Raw genomic sequence first — 3,626 nt, forward strand, 5'->3', positions numbered from 1 at the left:
TGCGCCATCTTGATGAATGCGGGGCCGAGGCCTGTGACGAAGTCCGCCAGCCAGCGCTCTGTGCGGGAGGGCAAGTCACGGCGGACGAGGCCTCGGGCGAGGGCGGGGCCTAAGGCAAGTGTGCCGACCAGGGCTTTTGCGGATAGTGACGCTGAGCGGCGAGCTAGGGCGGCTCGGGTGATCGGCTGCGGGAGTGGGATCGGGGCCGTGGTTAGTGGTGGGGACGGGAGTGGGGTTCGGGATGGAGCTGTGGTCAGTGGTGGGGGCGAGGTTGGGGTTGAGTGCGGGGCCGGAGTCAGCGGCGGGAGTGGGAGCGGGGTTGGGGCAGTGGAGGGGTTTGCGTCCATGGGTCGTCTCGGGATCCTCTCGGGGTGCCATAGGAGCGGGCCGAGGCTTCTCGCCGTTCGGGTGATTAGTCCACGAGTTGTGTGGGTGGTTCGACCGGTGTGGGGGTCAGGTCGAGGTCTGACGCGGTGTCGGGTGATGGCTCGGGACGCTCGGCTGCGCGGCGGGTGCGTACCCGGTCGAGCCGGTGCACCACGGCCAGCGCCAGGGCCAGGAGCGTTGTCATCGGCAGCGCGAGCACCATCATGGTGAAGGGGTCGCCGGTCGGCGTGGCGAGGGCCGCGAAGACGAAGATGCCGAAGACGAAGGCGCGCCACTTCCCGAGCAGCGAACGGGCGCTGACCACGCCTAGGACGTAGAGCAGCACCAGCAGCAGCGGCAGTTCGAAGGAGAGCCCGAACACCGCGATCATCCGCAGGAAGAAGTCCAGGAACTGGTCTCCCGGGATCGAGTTGCTGAACGAGTTCGGGGTGAAGCCGAGCACGATCTGGAGCGCTTTCGGGAACACCCAGTACGCGAGCGCCGCGCCGCCCAGGAACAGGGGGACCGCTGCGCTCACGAAGGCCAGGCCGTAACGTTTTTCACGTCGGTGCAGACCGGGCGCGGCGAATGCCCAGAGCTGGTAGGACCACACCGGGCTGGAGGTGATCAGACCGGCGAGCAGTGCGACCTTGAACGTGAAGGTCAGCGGCGAGAGCACGCCTTGCAGCACCAACAGGCCGTTGGGGCAGGCCGGCGTCGGGCGGCCGATGCCGTGCAGGCCGTGGATCGCGCAGACCGGTCCGGTGAGCTTGGCGATGAGTCGGCCGTGCACCCACCAGCCGAGCGCCGATCCGACGCCGACGCCGAGGAGCGCCTTGGCCAGCCGGTTGCGCAGCTCCCTGAGATGCTCGCGCACGGTCATCCGGCTGTCCGGCGAGTCGGCGCGGCGAGCGCGCTTGAGCGGGATCGCGGTCACGCGAGTCAGTTCCGCGGGGTTCAGCGTTCGACGCCCGCGCCGTCCGCGGTCGTGGCGGCGTGCTCCTGGGCGGTGTTCATGGGGAACGCGGCGAACGCGGCCGACTCGGACTGGTGCACGACGCCGTTGATCGCCTTGGACTCGTAGGCCTTGTCCTCCTCGGCTCCCGCCCGTGCCTCGGACTTGAGGATGCGCAGGGACCTGCCCAGCGACCTGGCGGTGTCGGGCAGGCGTTTGGCCCCGAACAGGACCATGAGCACCAGGGCCACGATGATGATTTCCAGCAGGCGGTTCTCGACCATGACGACCTCTTCCCTCTTCCCTCTTGCCTCTTCCGGCTCACGGGCGTCGGCTCTTGGGCGTGACGGCCGTAAAAGCCTACGTACATTGACATCTAGCGAAGCATCTACTGCTTCAGAACTCGGGATGGTTGACGTCGTCTGGCGGTGTGGCGTGGCTGATACCACTCGATCGGGTGAGGCTGGGGAGGGTCATTTGGTCGCATCATCCGGTTGGCTTACGGCGGCGTGAGCCGGCGAGCCCGTGGTTGGCGGGTGCGCGGGCGGCGAGTGTTCCGCTGCGAGGTCGGAAGGCGACTCGGGGGCGGGGATTGGATCCTTGCCTCGGGGAATCGGGGCGGTCAACGGATCGACGTCCGTCCCCATGCCCATTTCCGCGGCTGAGGGGAACGGCACGTGCGCGGGCCAGCCCTCGGGGGCTGGGCGGGGCGCGGGCGCGGACGGGGCCGTCGGCTCGTCCTCAAGCAGGTGACGGCGCACGAAGGTGCGCGGGTTGAGCTCGGCCAGGTCCAGGTCGCGGAACTCGGGGCCCAACTCCTCGCGCAGGCCTTCCGAGGCTGAACGCAGCGCCCGGCGTGCGCGGCGCAGGGCGCGCGCGGTCTCGCCGACGACGGTGGGCAGCCGGTCCGGTCCGAAGATGAACACCGCCAGCAGTACCAGGAAGAGCAGCGTGAACGGGCTGAGATTGAACACCGCGACTCCCATGCAGAACGGAACCGCCGGTGCGGCGGCCGCGCGTTCATCATGTCCCGCTTGGCGATCCGTGCCTGGATTCCAACACCCGATTATTCATGATTCACCCGAATGATGGCATGAGCTTGTATTTGCCTGATTCACTCCTCCACTGTTTGTCCCGGCATTCCCCTGACTGGACGTCAGCCGGCTCGCGCCGCCACGGGGGCCGCGCGCGTCGGATCGAGGAGGGAGGGATCAGGTGGTTTCGCAGGTTCGCCCTGATGAGGGCGCCCCGGCTGCTGTCGCCGTCCGGTCCGCCACCGATTCCGATTCCGGGTCCGGCTCTGGTTTCAGTTTCGGGTTCGGTGGGCTCGGTGCTCGGCTGCTGCGTCAGGATCCTGCCCAGGTCGACTTCGGGCTGCGGCGCTTCCGGCTTCGTGGCGGCCCCGCCAGGGGACGGCTGGAAGAGTCCGGGCGCGCGTTTCTTGAAGGCTTCAACCTTGCGGTTGGGGGTGGCGGCGGGGGTGGCGAACGGCTCCATCAGGGCCTTGCGGAGTGCGCGGGGGAGTTCCGAGGGTTTGCATACGAGGGCGCCGGGATGGGCTGTGCGTTGCTGGACCTGCTCACGCTTTCCGGCGGGCGTCGGCTGCGTCGGCTGACGGAGGGGCCCGGCGCCGGGTATCCGCATCTGATCCATGTCGGCGTCGGCTGGGCTTTCGCCAGGCTCCGACTGCGTCCATGGCACGGGTTGCGCGCCGGTGATCCGATGCTGCGCTGGCTCGCCTGGGACGGATTCGGGTTCCACCAGGGGTTCTTCGCGTCGGACCGGGTGGTTGGCGGACAGGCGGTGGAGGCGGTGGGCCCGGCTCGCCGGGCTATCCGTGACCAGGGGTTGGGCCGCTCGCTCTGGTTCCACGAATGCGCTGATCCGGAGGCGTTGGCACTTCGGGTGGCGCTGTTTCCCGAGCCGCGCCGCGCGGATCTGTGGAGCGGCATCGGCTTGGCCGCGACCTACGCGGGCGGGGCCGCCGAGGACGAGTTACGAGGTCTGGTGGATTTCGCTGCCCCGTATGCGGCCCATCTCGCGCAGGGAGCCGTCTTCGGCGCGGCTGCACGGATGCGCGCTGCGGTGCCGTTGCCGCCGCACTGCGGTGAAGCGGTGCGGGTGCTCGCTGGAGTGGACGCGCGTACGGCTGCGGGCTGGGCGGATGCGGCGCTGGAGGAGTTGGGGCCGTCTGCCGCCAACGTGGCCGAGTACGAGGCCTGGCGTGCTGGCATCCGGCGGCGGTGGGCGGAGCACGGGGGGCAGCGCGAGCAGCAGGAGCGGCTGGAGCAGCCGGAGTGGCCGG

General features: G+C 69.3%; 4 protein-coding genes. 1 reads left to right on the plus strand and 3 read right to left on the minus strand.

Going from position 1 to position 3,626, the window contains the following annotated elements; translation table 11 throughout:
- Window positions 1–412: 412 nt before the first annotated feature.
- The 3 genes from tatC to VGS97_RS03165 form a co-directional block, all read right to left on the minus strand.
- Window positions 413–1,303 (minus strand): twin-arginine translocase subunit TatC, encoded by an 891-nt coding sequence (tatC, locus tag VGS97_RS03155; protein ID WP_326851639.1) that lies wholly within the window; start codon window positions 1,301–1,303, stop codon window positions 413–415.
- 20 nt (window positions 1,304–1,323) lie between these two features.
- Window positions 1,324–1,605, minus strand: coding sequence for a Sec-independent protein translocase subunit TatA (tatA, locus tag VGS97_RS03160; protein WP_326851640.1), 282 nt, complete (start codon window positions 1,603–1,605; stop codon window positions 1,324–1,326).
- 189 nt (window positions 1,606–1,794) lie between these two features.
- Complete coding sequence (locus tag VGS97_RS03165) at window positions 1,795–2,295, minus strand: sec-independent translocase (RefSeq protein ID WP_326851641.1); 501 nt, start codon at window positions 2,293–2,295, stop codon at window positions 1,795–1,797.
- 241 nt (window positions 2,296–2,536) lie between these two features.
- On the opposite strand from VGS97_RS03165, the gene VGS97_RS03170 reads away from it, so the two are divergent.
- Window positions 2,537–3,626, plus strand: a 1,090-nt coding sequence (locus tag VGS97_RS03170; protein WP_326851642.1) for a DUF1702 family protein, incomplete at its 3' end; no start/stop codon positions are given.

Origin of the sequence: Actinocrinis sp. (assembly GCF_035946395.1) — a bacterium.
Taxonomy (GTDB): Bacteria; Actinomycetota; Actinomycetes; order Streptomycetales; family Catenulisporaceae; genus Actinocrinis.